The organism is Janthinobacterium darwini (genome assembly GCF_051380905.1).
Classification (GTDB): domain Bacteria; phylum Pseudomonadota; class Gammaproteobacteria; order Burkholderiales; family Burkholderiaceae_D; genus Janthinobacterium.
Window position 1 is genome coordinate 163,832 of record NZ_JBNYXX010000004.1, and the last position, 14,243, is coordinate 178,074.

At 61.7% G+C, this 14,243-nt stretch carries 14 protein-coding genes; 8 read left to right on the forward strand and 6 right to left on the reverse strand.

What is annotated here, in order from left to right; genetic code table 11:
• Nucleotides 1-157 precede the first annotated feature (157 nt).
• Entirely contained in the window at nucleotides 158-778 is a 621-nt protein-coding gene (locus tag ACQ4WZ_RS21985; RefSeq protein ID WP_243857890.1) for a LysE family translocator, read from the forward strand.
• On the opposite strand, the gene ACQ4WZ_RS21990 is transcribed toward ACQ4WZ_RS21985, so the two are convergent.
• The 5 genes from ACQ4WZ_RS21990 to ACQ4WZ_RS22010 form a co-directional block, all read right to left on the reverse strand.
• Nucleotides 715-2,181, reverse strand: a complete 1,467-nt coding sequence (locus ACQ4WZ_RS21990; RefSeq protein WP_436574533.1) for a tetratricopeptide repeat protein — start codon at nucleotides 2,179-2,181, stop codon at nucleotides 715-717. The genes ACQ4WZ_RS21985 and ACQ4WZ_RS21990 overlap by 64 nt on opposite strands.
• Before the next feature lie 118 nt (nucleotides 2,182-2,299).
• Nucleotides 2,300-3,040 carry an acetoacetyl-CoA reductase gene (gene phbB, locus ACQ4WZ_RS21995; RefSeq protein ID WP_071325827.1) on the reverse strand — a complete coding sequence of 247 codons (741 nt, stop codon included), beginning with the start codon at nucleotides 3,038-3,040 and terminating at the stop codon, nucleotides 2,300-2,302.
• A gap of 213 nt (nucleotides 3,041-3,253) precedes the next feature.
• Nucleotides 3,254-4,432 (reverse strand): acetyl-CoA C-acetyltransferase, encoded by a 1,179-nt coding sequence (locus tag ACQ4WZ_RS22000; protein ID WP_099761085.1) that lies wholly within the window; start codon nucleotides 4,430-4,432, stop codon nucleotides 3,254-3,256.
• A gap of 211 nt (nucleotides 4,433-4,643) precedes the next feature.
• Nucleotides 4,644-5,129 carry a phasin family protein gene (locus ACQ4WZ_RS22005; protein WP_133988926.1) on the reverse strand — a complete coding sequence of 162 codons (486 nt, stop codon included), beginning with the start codon at nucleotides 5,127-5,129 and terminating at the stop codon, nucleotides 4,644-4,646.
• A 129-nt stretch (nucleotides 5,130-5,258) separates the two neighbouring features.
• A complete protein-coding gene (locus ACQ4WZ_RS22010; protein ID WP_436574534.1) occupies nucleotides 5,259-6,167 on the reverse strand; it encodes a LysR family transcriptional regulator in 909 nt (302 codons plus the stop codon).
• A gap of 118 nt (nucleotides 6,168-6,285) precedes the next feature.
• Between ACQ4WZ_RS22010 and ACQ4WZ_RS22015 the strand changes: the two genes are divergently transcribed.
• The 4 genes from ACQ4WZ_RS22015 (at nucleotide 6,286) to minE (ending at nucleotide 10,277) form a co-directional block, all read left to right on the forward strand.
• Nucleotides 6,286-8,193 (forward strand): 5-methyltetrahydropteroyltriglutamate--homocysteine S-methyltransferase, encoded by a 1,908-nt coding sequence (locus ACQ4WZ_RS22015; RefSeq protein ID WP_436574535.1) that lies wholly within the window; start codon nucleotides 6,286-6,288, stop codon nucleotides 8,191-8,193.
• Between the two features lie 228 nt (nucleotides 8,194-8,421).
• Nucleotides 8,422-9,171 (forward strand): septum site-determining protein MinC, encoded by a 750-nt coding sequence (gene minC, locus ACQ4WZ_RS22020; RefSeq protein ID WP_101483428.1) that lies wholly within the window; start codon nucleotides 8,422-8,424, stop codon nucleotides 9,169-9,171.
• Between the two features lie 37 nt (nucleotides 9,172-9,208).
• Nucleotides 9,209-10,024 (forward strand): septum site-determining protein MinD, encoded by an 816-nt coding sequence (minD, locus tag ACQ4WZ_RS22025; protein WP_071325832.1) that lies wholly within the window; start codon nucleotides 9,209-9,211, stop codon nucleotides 10,022-10,024.
• Between the two features lies 1 nt (nucleotide 10,025).
• Nucleotides 10,026-10,277, forward strand: coding sequence for a cell division topological specificity factor MinE (gene minE, locus ACQ4WZ_RS22030; RefSeq protein WP_034752886.1), 252 nt, complete (start codon nucleotides 10,026-10,028; stop codon nucleotides 10,275-10,277).
• Nucleotides 10,278-10,317: 40 nt separating this feature from the next.
• Here minE and ACQ4WZ_RS22035 read toward each other — a convergent pair whose 3' ends face one another.
• The gene (locus ACQ4WZ_RS22035; RefSeq protein WP_101483427.1) at nucleotides 10,318-10,827 is read right to left on the reverse strand and encodes a hypothetical protein; all 510 of its coding nucleotides are present in this window, start codon (nucleotides 10,825-10,827) and stop codon (nucleotides 10,318-10,320) included.
• 168 nt (nucleotides 10,828-10,995) lie between these two features.
• On the opposite strand from ACQ4WZ_RS22035, the gene ACQ4WZ_RS22040 reads away from it, so the two are divergent.
• From ACQ4WZ_RS22040 to prfA, 3 genes are all read left to right on the forward strand, one after another.
• Complete coding sequence (locus tag ACQ4WZ_RS22040) at nucleotides 10,996-11,685, forward strand: response regulator transcription factor (RefSeq protein WP_101483426.1); 690 nt, start codon at nucleotides 10,996-10,998, stop codon at nucleotides 11,683-11,685.
• Between the two features lie 92 nt (nucleotides 11,686-11,777).
• Nucleotides 11,778-13,052 carry a glutamyl-tRNA reductase gene (gene hemA / locus ACQ4WZ_RS22045; RefSeq protein ID WP_133988929.1) on the forward strand — a complete coding sequence of 425 codons (1,275 nt, stop codon included), beginning with the start codon at nucleotides 11,778-11,780 and terminating at the stop codon, nucleotides 13,050-13,052.
• Between the two features lie 94 nt (nucleotides 13,053-13,146).
• Complete coding sequence (gene prfA / locus ACQ4WZ_RS22050; protein WP_101483424.1) at nucleotides 13,147-14,223, forward strand: peptide chain release factor 1; 1,077 nt, start codon at nucleotides 13,147-13,149, stop codon at nucleotides 14,221-14,223.
• The last annotated feature ends 20 nt before the right edge of the window (nucleotides 14,224-14,243 follow it).

Here is a 14,243-nt window from a genome sequence, read left to right on the forward strand (position 1 = left end):
TGTTTTTATAGGAGTGGAATCTACCCGAATACTAGGGTATGCAGGGCAGGAAAAGCAAGCACATTTCATCACGGCAAGAACATAATGGGGCCCGGCGAGCATGCGGCAAGCGGCCGTTGCTCCCGCCCTTACTTTTTGCCTGTGACCGAGCTGCGCCATGTCCGATTCTACCTTCCTGATGTACCTGCTGGCACTGGCCGGCGCCTTTTTATTACCAGGTCCCGACATGGCGCTGGTGCTGGCGACGGGCGCGGCGCGCGGCGTGGCCACGGCGCTGGTGACTGCAGTGGGTATCGCCGGTGCACGGGCCGTGCACGTGGCGCTGTCCGGCGCGGGCCTGGCGGCGCTGATGGTGACACATCCGCAAGCCTTGCAGTGGGTCAAATGGGCAGGTGCCGCCTATCTGCTGTACCTGGCGCTGCGCCTGTTACAGTCGGCCCTGTCGAAAAAAGCGGCGCAGGAAGAAGGCGCCCCCGCCACGGCGCACGGCGCCCGCGCCAGCCTGGTGCGCGGCTTCCTGACCAATCTGCTCAATCCGAAGGCACTGCTGTTTTGCAGCATGTTCCTGCCGCAATTCGTCGTCGGCAGCGAGCATGTCGGCATGCAATACCTGCGCCTGGGCGCTGTCCTGGTGCTGATGGGCCTATTGTTTGATGCCATGTACGCCGTGCTGGCCGCGCGCCTGGCGCACCGCTTGCGCGGCAAACCTTCGCCTTACGGCAAGTTCGTGCTGCCCACCGTCTTCGTGCTGCTGGCCGGACGGCTGGTGCTGGGCTGAACTGTCGGCTGCACCGGCGCCCCGCCTGCAAAGAAGGCGGGGTACTCCTTCAGCAGGCTACGTTCAAGCTCGTTAGCCTTGCGAAATTGCCGCAGCGACGGCGCCATGACCCGCCCCGCATCCCAGCTGCGCCAGGCATTCGGCGCATCGAACTGCGCCAGCAAGGCGTCGCCCAGGTCCTGGTACACGGCCGCCATCTGCGGTTTTGCCTGCAGCACTTGCAGATACAGCGCGGTCGCTTCCGGCCATTGCCCCAGCTTGGCGCGCAAATTCCCTTCGAACAAGGCCAGTACGGGCTGCTCCAGTCCCGTTTTTTCTCTTAATTCCTGCACGGTGGCCAGCGCGGCCGCGATGCCCGCCGGGTCCTTGGCCAGCAGCCCCCGCGTCAAGTCGTGAATGGGCTCGCACTCCTGCATGGCCAGTTGCTGCCGGGGCGTGAGTTTTTCGACCAGCGCGCCCGTGGAAAAATGGTCTTCCAGCATGCTCAGGAAGGCCTCAAAGGGTTTCTCTTCCGCAAACAGACGCTCCGCTTCAGCCCGCAGCGCGGGATGGGCCTGGGATCCCAGCGGCGGCAACCGCGCCGCCTGCGCCAGCACTCTTTCGAGCGCCGGCGCGTCGGCTGCCAGCGGACGTGGCCGGTAAGCTGCCAGCGTATACGTGGCGGGCGCACCCGCCGTCATGGCGCTGATGCGGAAATGGCGCGTGACCGTGCCGCCCACCTCCTGGTAATGCAAGGTGAAGTCGGCGGGAATGCGCTTGCCATCGGCCAGCATCTTCAGCAACAACGGGTGACCGCCCCAGGTATAGCGCAGGTACTGGGCGAACGCCGTGGCGTCGTCGCCGCTGACGGGGCTGCCGGCTATCCCCAAACGCAGCAGAGGCTGCTCGTCGAGCGACCACAGCACGGCGCCGTCCTGCACCTGGGGCTGCAGTGCATTGCGCCGCCTTGCCGCCGGCACGGACAGCGCTTGCTCCTCATATACGGGCGGCGTGATGTGGGGCGGCGTGATGTGGGGCGGCGTGACGTGGGCCTGCAAGCCGCCAGCCTGGAGCGCGCCGGCCATGCCCTTGCGGTGTCCGATCTCGATACGCCGATAAGCCGCCACGTCGAACAGCGAATACGCGTCGTAGGTGGATGCCGCCAAATCGATGACGTAGCGGCGGCGCGAGGCAAAATCGAGCACGGACAGGCTCTTGCCATCACGCACGCTCAGGTAATGCGGGCCCAGCACGACATCGCTGTCCTGCTTCTCCTGCCGTGGCAGCGACTTTTTCGCGCCGGGCTGGTCGGTGCGCTGCGTGGTGACGCTGACGTGAAACGCGACGCTGGCCTGGACAGCGGTAGTGCCCAGGAGAAGGAAGGCAAGCACGCTGGCACGGCGCAAGGCTGGAAAGAGGGTCATGGAGATGATGCAGTGGAGAAATACTGATTCTAAGGCAAAGCACGCGCTTGTCCCGTTTTGCTCGCCAGCATAAAAAAAAGACAGCCGCAGCTGTCTCTCTGTTTTACCTCAACAACGATTACGACATGTGCTGGCCGCCGTTGATCGAGATATTCGCGCCCGTGACGAACGCTGCCTCATCGGAGGCCAGATAAGCGACCAGACCGGCCACTTCTTCCGGCTTGCCCAGGCGCGCCATCGGAATTTGCGGGATGATTTTGCTGTCGAGCACTTCCTGTGGAATCGCCATGACCATCTTGGTGCCGATGTAGCCTGGCGAAATGGTGTTGACGGTAACGTTCTTGCGCGCCACTTCCAGCGCCAGCGACTTGGTGAAACCATGCATGCCGGCTTTCGCGGCCGAATAGTTGGTCTGGCCGAAGGCGCCCTTCTGGCCATTCACGGACGAGATGTTGATGATGCGGCCCCAGCCGCGTTCCACCATGCCGTCGCAAACGGGCTTGGTCATGTTGAAGACGGAATCGAGGTTGGTGCCCATCACGGCATCCCAGTTCGGCTTGTCCATCTTCTTGAACGTCATGTCGCGCGTGATGCCGGCGTTATTCACCAGCACGTCGACAGGACCGATGTCCTTTTCCACGGCAGCCACGCAGGCGGCCGCCGAATCGTAGTCGGCCACATCGCACGGATACGCCTTGAAGTCATAGCCCATGTCCTTGGTTGTTGCCAGCCATTCCGCGACCTTCGGATTGCCTGGAGAATAGGTTGTGACCACGCGATAGCCGAGCGCCGCCAGCTTGAAACAGACCGCTTCTCCCAGACCACCCATGCCACCAGTTACCAATGCAACTCTTGCCATTTTCATCCCCTCAGTGTCGTTCTGTTGCTAAAAAGTTAATTATTTAATTAAAGCTATCCTGTCCCGCCGATCCGATCCAACGGCGGATTACATCGAACCTAACCGTAGCGAGCGGCAGCGAGTTGTGGCTAAGAAGCGCAACCGTGCTCTAGCACGGTGAGCATCGCAGGCCGCAAATCGCGACGCGCAGTAGCTTAGGTTCGATGTCCACCATTAGTCGCGCTCGATCGCCAGAGCAACGCCCATGCCGCCGCCGATGCACAACGCGGCCAGGCCTTTCTTGGCGTCGCGGCGTATCATTTCGTGGATCAGGGTGACCAGGATGCGCGCGCCGGAGGCGCCGATCGGGTGGCCGATAGCAATCGCGCCACCGTTCACATTGATCTTGCTGGTATCCCAGCCCATTTCCTTGTTGACGGCAATCGCTTGCGCGGCAAACGCTTCATTGATTTCCATCAAGTCCAGCTCTTCATGCGTCCAGCCGGCTTTTTTCAGGCACAAGCGCGAAGCGGAGACGGGGCCCATGCCCATGACGGCCGGGTCCAGGCCCGACGAAGCGTAGGCCTTGATGCGTGCCAGCGGCTTCAAGCCCAGTTCTTTCGCTTGCGAGGCCGACATCATGATGACGGCGGCGGCGCCATCGTTCAGGCCGGAAGCATTGCCGGCGGTGACAGTGCCGTCCTTGGCGAACGCGGGGCGCAGGCCGGTCAGCGATTCCAGGGTCGAGCCGGGCTTGATGTATTCATCGCTATCGAAGACGACAGTGCCTTTTTTGTTGGCGATTTCCAGCGGCAGGATTTCATCCTTGAACTTGCCCGCTTTTTGCGCCGCTTCCGCCTTCAGTTGCGACTGCAGCGCGAATTCATCCTGCTCGGCGCGCGTCACTTCGTATTTCTTGGCGACGTTTTCCGCCGTGATGCCCATGTGGTACTGGTTGTACACGTCCCACAGGCCGTCGACGATCATGGTGTCGACCATCTTGAAGTCGCCCATGCGGAAACCGTCGCGCGAGCCGTTCATGGCGTGCGGCGACGCACTCATGTTTTCCTGGCCACCGGCGATGATGATGTTGGCGTCACCACATTTGATCGCTTGCGCCGCCAGGTGCGTGGCCTTCAGGCCGCTGCCGCATACCTTGTTGATGGTGAATGCCGGGATGGAGCTGGGCAGGCCAGCCTTGATGACGGCCTGGCGCGCGGCGTTCTGGCCGACGGCGGCCGTCAGTACCTGGCCCAGGATCGCTTCGCCGATCAGGTTCGGGTCGATGCCGGTTTGTGCCAGCAAGCCCTTGATTACATGTGCGCCCAGTTCGGACGCGGGAATCTTGGCCAGACTGCCACCGAATTTGCCGACTGCGGTACGGCCGGCGGCCACGATTACGACATCATCCATTTATTTCTCCGATATGCAGGCCACGAGGGCCAAGGTCAAGGTGCTAATACAATCCAATGAATCCGGGAAGACACAGCAAGCTGTGTTTCATTCTAGCGCGGCATGCGCCGCAGTTCCAGCGCCGCACCGCAGGCGGCGGCGATCACAGCCTGCTTGCGGTGGCGGCCACAGGCCGGGCGCGGCGGATAGCCGCTGCCGGGCCGCAACGCGCCTACGTTTGACGAGCAGGGCGCGTGTTTTTATTTTTATCATACCCTTCATCGGCGCCGCCGAAAGTGGTTTTTAGAAAATTATTGAAGGGAATAGTCAGGGGCACGGGCGTTTGCTTTACCACCTGCAACAGCTCGCCAAATTTTTGACGCGATGCAGCAAACTCACCCTTTGTCACAGTATCGAATTTCTCCTGGTTTTCTTGAGCAACATCCTTTGCCTGGCGGTTATATGCACCGATGCGTTCGATGGCCAGTTGCGACTGTGTACGTGACAGTTCCAGCAGCGCTTGCGGATCCTTCGCGGACAGCAGCTGATTGCCCGCTACCGTAGCGGCGGCCAACGCCGCGCGGGCCGCATCGAGCTGCAAGTCCAGCACGCTGGCACCGCTGTCGACGGCAGCCTGGACATACGCTTGCGCACTGATCAATTGTGCTTCCATCACGGCCTTGCCGGCGCGTGCCCATTGTTCGGAAAATGAAAACATGTCGTTCCTCTCCAAAGAGTAGACGGCGCCATGTTGCGCCGCACAGTGCTCAACTGTAAGCGGTCGTTCATTACTAAACCTTGATATTTATCAATGTTCCCTGTTGGTTTGTTTCCAATACAACGCTAATCAGGACAACAATTTGATACCGTCGAGCGAGGCCGCGCACTGCTCGCGTATCACACTGACGAAATCGCGCACATACGCCTTGTCTTGCAACTGCTCCGGCACCGAGACATACAGGTCGCTCCACAAGCCGTGTTCGCCCACCGGGCGCGCCACCACATAATCGTAATCGACGTAATTCTTGATGGCCCAGTTCGGCAAGGCGGCGATGCCGCGCCGGCTCGCCACCAGTTGCAGCACGGCCACCGTCAGTTCCGCCGTGCGGCGTTCAAACTGGATGCCGGCCGGCCGCAGCACTTCGCGGATCAGATCGATGCGCTCTTCGGGCACCGGATAGGTGATCAGGGTCTCGCCCGTAAAGTCGGCCGCCACGAGCCGGCGCTGCGCCTGCAGGCGATGCTTCTGCGCCATCACCACCAGCATTTCAAAGCGGAACAGGGGAAACACGGTGAAATCGGGGCCATACGGCGAGCCGATCACGAGGTCCGCCTCGCCCGAGCGCAGCAAATCCGCCGGTTCGCTGTGAAAGCCCGACACCAGGTCGATCTCCACTTCCGGCCAGCGCTGGCGGAACGCATCCATCACCGGCATGAGCCAGTCGAAGCAGGTATGGCATTCGAGCGCCACGCGCAACTGCCCCTGGTCGCCCTGCGACAGGCGCGCCACCTCGCGCTCGGCCAGCTCGATCTCGGGCAGCAGCTTGTCGGCCAGCTCCAGCAGCCGGCTGCCCGTGGCCGTAAACGCGATCGGCATCGACTTGCGCTCGAACAAGGGCGCCTTGTAGCGCTCTTCCAGCAAACGGATCTGGTGCGACAGGGCCGACTGGGTCAGATTGAGCAGTTGCGCGGCGCGCACCAGGCTGCCGGACGAACGCAAGGCACTCAGGGTGCGCAGGTGGCGGATTTCTAGCATCGGGAAATTGGGGGATGTACGTGAATTATTTTCATGTTATTCGGCAAAATGTTTCGTTTTGATTATAGATCAAGTTGCCGCACACTCTAGCGCATTCACATTAAATCTCGATGACATCATGACCATTTGTACCCACATCCTTGGCTTTCCCCATATCGGTGCCGCGTGTGAACTGAAACTGGCGCTGGAAAGCCACTGGCGTGGCGAGGTATCCGAGGCCGCCCTGGAAGCCACGGGCCAGCAACTGCGCGCGGCCCACTGGGCGCAACAAAGGGACGCCGGACTCGACTACGTCACCGTAGGCGACTTCGCCTTTTACGACCACATGGCCAACCATATCCAGCTACTGGGCTGCGAACCGGCCCGTTTCAATTTCGCGCCAGAGCAGTCATCGCTGTCGCGCTATTTCACAATGGCGCGCGGCAACGACAATCATGCCGAACCCGCCGCTTGCAACCATGGCCATGCCCGCCACGAACACAGCGCTGGCAATCCCGCGCTGGAAATGACCAAGTGGTTTGACAGCAATTACCATTACCTGGTGCCCGAATTGTCGCCGCAGACCCGCTTCTCGCTGGCTTGCGAGCGCCTGCTGGCGGAAGTGGCCGAGGCGCAAGCGCTCGGCCACCAGGTCAAGGCGGCCCTGATCGGCCCCCTCACCTTCCTCTGGCTGGGCAAGGAAAAGACACCGGGTTTCGAGCGCCTGGCCCTGCTGGAACAGTTGCTGCCCGTCTACAGCGCCCTGCTCGACCGCCTGAAGCAGCAAGGCGTGACGTGGGTGCAGGTCGACGAACCGATCCTGGGCCTGGATTTGCCCAACGCCTGGCGCAGCGCCTTCGAAAGCACGTATTGGCAGTTGAACCAGGTGGGCGTGAATATCTTGCTGGCCACGTATTTCTCGCCGCTGGAAGAAAACCTCAGCCTGACGTGCCGCCTGCCCGTGGCCGGCCTGCATGTCGACGGCATCCGCGCGCCGCATGAATTGATCAGCGTGACGGACTGGCTGCCCGCGCATAAGGTCTTGTCGATCGGCATCGTCGACGGGCGCAACATCTGGCGCACCGACCTCGACGCGGCCCTCGCCGTGCTGCAGCCACTGGCAGCCAAACGCAACGGCAACCTGTGGCTGGCGCCGTCATGCTCCCTGCTGCACGTACCATTCAGCCTGGAAGCCGAGACGGAGCTCGACGGTGAAATCCGGACCTGGCTGGCGTTTGCCACGGAAAAGCTGTCGGAGATCGCCGTCCTCAAGGGCGCGCTCGAAGGCCATCCCGATGACGCCGCGCTGGCCGCATTGGCCATGTCTCGCCTGGCCATTGCCTGCCGCCGTACCAGCCCCCGCGTGCACCGTCCGCAAGTGACGCAGCGCCTGCAACTGCCCGACTTCCCGACAACGACCATCGGCTCCTTCCCGCCAACGACGGCCATCCGCCAGGAAGCGCTGGGCCTGGACGTACTCGTGCATGGCGAAGCGGAACGCAACGACATGATCGAATACTTCGGAGGGCAATTGGACGGTTTCGCCTTCACGCGCCTGGGCTGGGTGCAATCGTACGGCTCGCGCTGCGTCAAGCCTCCCATCATCTACGGCGACGTGCAGCGCCCGGCCGCCATGACCGTCGAATGGACGGTGCACGCGCAAAGCCTGACGCATAAACCGGTGAAGGGCATGCTGACGGGGCCGGTGACGATCTTGCAATGCTCGTTCGTGCGCGACGACCAGTCGCGCGCCACCACGGCGCTGCAACTGGCCCTGGCCATCCGCGACGAGGTGGCAGACCTGGAAACGGCCGGCATCGGCAGCATCCAGATCGACGAGCCGGCCATCCGCGACGGCTTGCCGCTGCGCCGCGGCCAGTGGGACGCCTACCTGGACTGGGCCACGCGCGCCTACCGCATCGCCGTGATTCCACCAGCCCATTTACGGGTCAACCCGGACTGCGGCTTGAAGACGCGTGGCTGGCTGGAAACGGAAGCGGCTTTAAAAAATATGGTTGCGGCGGCACGGCAGATGCGCGCGGCTTGATACAGGACAGCGCCGTCAGGGCGCATTCTCGGCGGCTTGCGGGGCGGCGCACCGGTTTTCCGGGGCACCGCCCACTTTTTTTGACATGAAGTAGGTGTTGCCCTGCGGAATAGCACGCGCCAGGCCCCTGATGCTGATTTTTTTGCAGTAGAATGCAAGAAATTTACTGCTCCCATTGTTGCCGTACGGAACATCTGGCCTGCCGCAGTTTCACTTTGATAAATGTTTATGTCCAAAAGCCCGTCGCAGAAGCCTATCGAAATCAAGATTTCCACCGTCGTTGCCGTCTCCGCCATTATGCATAGCGCCGATACGCAGGCACTCGATGCCGCCTTGCGTGACATGACGGGAGGCGTGGCGGACTTTTTCGAAGACGACCTGGCCGTACTGGACGTGGCCGCCTTGCCGCCCGGCAGCGTACCCATCGACTGGGCCGCCCTCGTGGCACTGCTGAAAAAATACCGTTTGAATGCCGTGGCTGTGCGCAATGCGCCGGCCGAGATGCATGACGCCATCCTGGCGCAAGGCTTGAGCCTCGACAGCGGCAAGACGCGCGACGATGCCCCGCCCAAGGATGGCCCCAAGGATACCGCCACGGCGGCCGCCCAGTCGGGCGCCGAAGCGCAAGTGATGGTGATCGACACGCCCGTGCGTGCCGGCCAGCGCATTTACGCGCGCGGCTGCGACCTGATCATCACCGCTGTCGTCAACAATGGCGCCGAAATCATCGCCGACGGCAGCATCCACGTGTATTCGTCGCTGTACGGCCGCGCGCTGGCCGGCGCCTCGGGCAATGCCCAGGCGCGCATCTTCGCACTGTCCATGGAACCGGAACTGGTCTCGATCGCCGGCGTGTACCGCACGTTCGAGGATGGTTTCCCTGCGGAAATGGCGCGTGGACCCGCGCAAATTCGTTTGGCTGGAGACAGAATCGATATACACTCTGTCAATCCGGTCACTCCCGTGAACCGCTCTTAAGCTGCACAATTCAAGAGATATCTGAAAAGGATTATTTGTGGCAAGAATTATTGTTGTGACGTCCGGCAAGGGCGGTGTCGGCAAGACGACCTCTAGCGCCAGTTTTTCCACTGGTCTGGCCATGCGCGGCCACAAGACAGCCGTGCTCGACTTCGACGTGGGCCTGCGCAACCTCGACCTGATCATGGGTTGCGAGCGCCGCGTCGTGTATGACTTGATCAATGTGATCAACAAAGAGGCGACCCTGAACCAGGCCTTGATCAAGGACAAGCACTGCGACAACCTGTTCATTCTGCCTGCCTCGCAGACGCGCGACAAAGATGCCTTGTCGGAAGAAGGCGTGGAACGCGTGTTGAACGACCTGATCAACATGGGTTTCGAATTCATCATCTGCGATTCGCCGGCCGGTATCGAGCATGGCGCGCTGATGGCGCTGACGTTCGCCGACGAAGCCATCATCGTCACCAACCCGGAAGTGTCGTCGGTGCGCGATTCGGACCGCATCCTCGGCATCTTGCAAGCCAAGTCGCGCCGCGCGCAGACGGGCGGCGAGCCGGTCAAGGAACATTTGCTGATTACCCGCTACTCGCCGAAACGCGTGGAATCGGATGAAATGCTGTCCTACCAGGACGTGCAGGAAATCCTGCGCATCCCGCTGGTGGGCATCATTCCGGAATCGGAACAAGTGCTGGCCGCCTCGAACCAGGGCAATCCTGCCATCCATTTCAAGGGGACGGATGTGGCGCAAGCCTATGAAGACGTGGTCTCGCGTTTCCTCGGCGAAGATGTCGAGTTGCGCTTTACCAACTATGAAAAGCCTGGATTACTCCAGCGCATTTTTGGGGCGAAGTGATATGGCCTTGCTTTCTTTCCTGTTCCCCCCCAAGCCGAAGACGGCCACCGCGGCAAAGGAACGCCTGCAGATCATCATCGCCCGCGAACGTAGCGGACGCGACGGTCCGGACTTCCTGCCCGCCCTGCACAAGGAATTGATCGCCGTCATTTCCAAGTACACCAAGGTCAATGCCGACGACATCAAGATTTCGCTGGACCGCCAGGGCAACCTGGAAGTACTCGACGTCAACGTGGTACTGCCGGACGCATAGAGCCTGTCCCAATAGATGCCGCTCCCCACTGGGATAGGCTCTAGGTCTGATCCGGCCTGACCGTGAGCAATTCCTGCGCCACCGCGGCGCAGGCGTTCACGTGATGGTTGCCGATCTGGCGGAACACCGCGTAACCGATGGCTGCCGCCACCGCCTGCCCGGCGAACGGCACGAAGCGCGCCACCTGCTTGGTGGCTATCTTGACGCCACTGCGCTTGAGCAGCTGGAGGATCAATTCGCGCGACACCAGCTTCCCTACCAGCATGCCGCCCATGCCCACCGCCGCGCGGTAGGCCATCATCTTGAACTGCGGGTTGAGGCGCTCGATCTGTTCGGGCGTCAGGCCGAATTCGTGGTTGATATCGTTAATCAGCATGGAAAACAGTCCGACATCCGACATCAGGTCGATGCCAGGAATGGGAATGGCCGAGGCACCCGCCGACATCACGGCACGCCGCTGCACCAGGCGCCGGCAACGCTCGCGCACTTGCTCGATTTCGGCACGACTGGCCGGTATCAGGGTCCAATCCGTGCTGCTATTGTCTGTCATTGCCGTTCCTCCGCAGTAAGGGGTAGATGAACAAGTGTAACGTAAAGGTCCAAGCTGCCGATTTCACTGGACACAGTTGCAATCTCTGTTATATTTCACTTGAGCATTCCTTAACATTACGATAAGCAGAGCGGACCGTCTGTTTGTTGTTACACATTCCAGCCCATTATGCGAATTGCCGTACTCGATAGCGACCATAGCCAGGCAGAACTGATCTGCCAGGTGCTCACCGCCGCCGGCCACGCTTGCCACGAGTTTCAGAGTGGCAAGGAAATGCTGGGGCAATTGCGCAAGGACAGTTGCGACATGCTCATCCTCGACTGGCATGTGAGCGACCTGGATGGTGCGGAAGTCTTGCGCCGCGCCCGGGAAAAACTGGCGCCAAAGGCACCCGTGTTGTTTATGACCAACAGCTCGGGCGAGGACGATGTGGTGGCCGGCATGACGGCGGGTGCCGATGACTACATGATCAAGCCCTTGCGGCGCAGCGAACTGACTTTGCGCACCCAGGCGCTGTTGCGCGTGGCTTACCCGGCCCAGAATGGCGCCGAATATTTGCAATTTGGTCATTACACGTTTGAAACCCGCCCCGGCCGCCTGCTGAAGGATGGCGAAGTGCTGGACGTGACGCACAAGGAATTCGCCCTGGCGCTGCTTTTTTTCCGCAACCTGGGCCGCCCCCTGTCGCGCGCCTATATCCACGAAGCCGTGTGGCAGCGCGACACGGCCCTGCCCTCGCGCACCATGGATACTCACGTCTCGCGCGTGCGCAACAAGCTGCAGCTGAAACCGGAACACGGCTACCGCCTGGTGCCCGTCTACAGTTATGGTTATCGCCTTGAAAAACTGGGCGGGTGACGCCCACGCATCCGGACCAAAACAGGCGAACTGCTCAAAGCGCGGGCACAAGGCGTTATAATGTCGGCATAAGAATTCCCAACAGCCCTGAAATGCAACTGCTCGCCGTCGGCCTCAACCATACCACCGCCCCAGTGTCGCTCCGCGAACAGCTGGCGTTTGCGCCTGAGCATCTGGGTCAGGCGGTGATGGCGGCGCGGACCTGGTTCCAGCGCATCGACCTGCGCGACAACGACGAAGCGGCCATACTCTCGACGTGCAACCGCACCGAGCTGTATGCGGCCAGCCATGTGCCGAACCCGCTCGACGCGGGCGCGCATTTCCTGGCCGATTATCACAAGCTCAACTACAGCGAGCTGCGCCCCCATTTATATATGCTGCCGCAGCACGATGCCGTGCGCCACACCTTCCGCGTCGCCTCCGGGCTGGACTCGATGGTGCTGGGTGAAACGCAGATCCTGGGGCAGATCAAGGATGCCATCCGCACGGCCGACGAGGCGGGCGGCCTGGGCACGTATCTGCACCAGTTGTTCCAGCGCAGCTTTTCCGTCGCCAAGGAAGTGCGCAGCAGCACGGAAATCGGCGCCCACAGCGTTTCCATGGCGGCCGCCGCCGTGCGCCTGTCGCAACGCATCTTCGATAAAATTGCCGAGCAGAACGTGCTGTTCATCGGCGCCGGCGAAATGATCGAATTGTGCGCCACGCACTTTGCCGCGCAGAACCCGAAAAGCATCACCATTGCCAACCGCACCATGGAACGGGGCGAGGAACTGGCGCACCGCTTCAATGGCAAGGCCATCCGCCTGGCCGACCTGCCGGAGCAACTGCACCAGTTCGACATCGTCATCTCGTGCACGGCGTCGTCCTTGCCGCTGCTGGGTCTGGGCCTGGTCGAGCGCGCCATCAAGGCGCGCCGCCACAAACCCATGTTCATGGTCGACCTGGCCGTGCCGCGCGACATCGAATCGGAAGTGGGCCGCCTGAACGACGTCTTCCTGTACACGGTCGACGACCTGGGCAAGGTCGTGCAGACGGGCCTGGAAAGCCGGCAAGCGGCCGTGGCGCAAGCCGAGGCCATCATCGAGACGCGCGTGCAATCGTTCATGAGCTGGGTCGACGACCGCGCCATGGTACCCGTCATCCAGCATTTGCATGAAAACAGCGAAGCGCTGCGCCTGATCGAAGTGGAACGGGCGCGCAAGATGCTGGCCAAGGGCGCCGACATCGATGCCGTGCTGGAAGCGCTGTCGAAAGGCTTGACGGCCAAGTTCCTGCACGGTCCGCAGCAGGCGCTGCACCATGCGCAGGGCGACGAGCGCAAGCAACTGGTCACCCTGCTGCCGAAATTGTTCCGCCCCCGCCGTTAGCGCAGCCCCGCTGGCCGCCCGCGCGGTCGCCCCCTGCCCGCCTGCCGGGCGTGCCGGACCCGCACCCCCCTACACTCTTTTACCGCGAATCGCTATGAAACCATCCATGCTGGCCAAACTCGATCAACTGGCGAACCGCCTGGTCGAACTCGACGAACTGTTGATGCACCCGGACGCCACGTCGAACATGGACAGCTACCGCAAGATGACGCGCGAGCACGCCGAACTGGGCCCTCTGGTGGCCTTATACCGCTCCTACCAGGAAGCGGGCAACGATATTGCGGCAGCGCAAGAGATGCTGGGCGACCCGGACATGAAGGAATTCGCGCAAGAAGAGATCGAGGCGGCGAAGGCCACCATGGCGCGCCTGGAACGCGAATTGCAAACCATGCTGCTGCCGAAGGACGTCAATGACGAGCGCAATATCTTCCTGGAAATTCGCGCCGGCACGGGCGGCGACGAATCGGCCCTGTTCGCGGGCGATTTGTTACGCATGTACTCGCGCTTTGCCGAACGCAACCGCTGGCAGGTGGAACTGGTATCGTCGTCCGACTCCGACCTGGGCGGCTACCGCGAAGTGATCGTGCGCGTGGTCGGCAACGGCGCGTATTCAAAGCTGAAATTCGAGTCGGGCGGCCACCGCGTGCAGCGCGTACCGGCCACGGAAACCCAGGGCCGCATCCACACGTCCGCCTGCACGGTGGCCGTGATGCCGGAAGCGGACGAAGTGGAAGACGTCAACATCAACCCGGCCGACCTGCGCATCGATACCTACCGCGCCTCGGGCGCGGGCGGACAGCACATCAACAAGACGGATTCCGCTGTACGCATCACCCACTTGCCCACCGGCATCGTGGTCGAATGCCAGGATGACCGCAGCCAGCACAAGAACAAGGCGCAAGCGATGAAAGTACTGGCCGCGCGCATCAAGGACGTGCAATTGCGCGAACAGCAGTCGAAGGAAGCGGCCACCCGCAAGAGCCTGATCGGTTCGGGCGACCGCAGCGAGCGCATCCGCACTTATAATTTTCCGCAAGGCCGCCTGACGGACCACCGCATCAATTTGACCTTGTACAAGCTCGATTTCATCATGGATGGGGATTTGACGGAACTGACGAATGCTTTGGCGGCTGAGCACCAGGCCGAGCTGTTGGCAGCGCTGGGCGATTAAACGCTGGCGCCGTTGTGTCG

Excerpts from the sequence above, each read along its gene's own strand:
- ACQ4WZ_RS21985 (WP_243857890.1), top strand. The coding sequence starts at position 158 with ATGTCCGATTCTACCTTCCTGATGTACCTGCTGGCACTGGCCGGCGCC.
- ACQ4WZ_RS21990 (WP_436574533.1), bottom strand. The coding sequence starts at position 2,181 with ATGACCCTCTTTCCAGCCTTGCGCCGTGCCAGCGTGCTTGCCTTCCTT.
- phbB (WP_071325827.1), bottom strand. The coding sequence starts at position 3,040 with ATGGCAAGAGTTGCATTGGTAACTGGTGGCATGGGTGGTCTGGGAGAA.
- ACQ4WZ_RS22000 (WP_099761085.1), bottom strand. The coding sequence starts at position 4,432 with ATGGATGATGTCGTAATCGTGGCCGCCGGCCGTACCGCAGTCGGCAAA.
- ACQ4WZ_RS22005 (WP_133988926.1), bottom strand. The coding sequence starts at position 5,129 with ATGTTTTCATTTTCCGAACAATGGGCACGCGCCGGCAAGGCCGTGATG.
- ACQ4WZ_RS22010 (WP_436574534.1), bottom strand. The coding sequence starts at position 6,167 with ATGCTAGAAATCCGCCACCTGCGCACCCTGAGTGCCTTGCGTTCGTCC.
- ACQ4WZ_RS22015 (WP_436574535.1), top strand. The coding sequence starts at position 6,286 with ATGACCATTTGTACCCACATCCTTGGCTTTCCCCATATCGGTGCCGCG.
- minC (WP_101483428.1), top strand. The coding sequence starts at position 8,422 with ATGTCCAAAAGCCCGTCGCAGAAGCCTATCGAAATCAAGATTTCCACC.
- minE (WP_034752886.1), top strand. The coding sequence starts at position 10,026 with ATGGCCTTGCTTTCTTTCCTGTTCCCCCCCAAGCCGAAGACGGCCACC.
- ACQ4WZ_RS22035 (WP_101483427.1), bottom strand. The coding sequence starts at position 10,827 with ATGACAGACAATAGCAGCACGGATTGGACCCTGATACCGGCCAGTCGT.
- ACQ4WZ_RS22040 (WP_101483426.1), top strand. The coding sequence starts at position 10,996 with ATGCGAATTGCCGTACTCGATAGCGACCATAGCCAGGCAGAACTGATC.
- hemA (WP_133988929.1), top strand. The coding sequence starts at position 11,778 with ATGCAACTGCTCGCCGTCGGCCTCAACCATACCACCGCCCCAGTGTCG.
- prfA (WP_101483424.1), top strand. The coding sequence starts at position 13,147 with ATGAAACCATCCATGCTGGCCAAACTCGATCAACTGGCGAACCGCCTG.